We start from the raw sequence: 655 nt of genomic DNA, 5'->3' as shown, positions 1-655 counted from the left end.
AAAGGGTTGACAAATATTTTTGTTATGTTATCATAAAGTAAATTAATAAATAATTTTTTCTAAAAGATATTTATTTTAGAAAAATTAGTAGTTATCTTTCAGTGCCATTTCGTTGGGTCTCACCCTTCTAATTTATCGTCTTTATATGCTTTAGCATCTTCTTCGTTAAAAGGGAAATTTTTTGCAGGAAAATAAATATGATTATCGTTAAAAAAAGCTTTGGTAAATAATACTGGAGATGATGATAATTTGAAATTATCATTTGTTTGTTCTAAATCTTTTCTATTTAAAGAATGATAAATGCTTTTGCGGAAATTTATGTTTTTAGTTAAAGCATTTGTATATTTATCATTAAAAAAACTTAAAAAAATTAAAAGACCGCTGTCTGCAACTTTTTCATTTAAAATCTTTAAAGCGGTTTGTTCTTTTTCTGGTGTTGTATTTGAAATAACACTTGTGGAAGAACTTTCAACCTTATTATCGTTTAAATATTTAATTCCGAAAAAAACGCCAAATATCAGCAAAACCCCTAATAATCCTATCACTACTAACGTTATTATTTTCTTATGTTTCCGAATAAATTCTTTATAATTCATTTCTTTTTTAACCTTTCTTCGTTTTGGATTTAATTTTTTAATAATTTAAAAAGTTAAAT

The 655-nt window shown here is 24.0% G+C and carries 1 protein-coding gene; it reads right to left on the bottom strand.

Translation table 11 applies throughout. The features are described 5' to 3' along the window. Positions 1–119: 119 nt before the first annotated feature. Positions 120–596, bottom strand: coding sequence for a hypothetical protein (locus ON17_RS02750; protein WP_017191975.1), 477 nt, complete (start codon positions 594–596; stop codon positions 120–122). Positions 597–655: the final 59 nt, after the last annotated feature.

Source organism: Poinsettia branch-inducing phytoplasma str. JR1 (assembly GCF_000309465.1).
GTDB lineage: Bacteria > Bacillota_I > Bacilli_A > Acholeplasmatales > Acholeplasmataceae > Phytoplasma > Phytoplasma pruni.
Note: the sequence above shows the minus strand (reverse complement) of the source record. Positions and strands in the feature narration are given on the sequence as shown.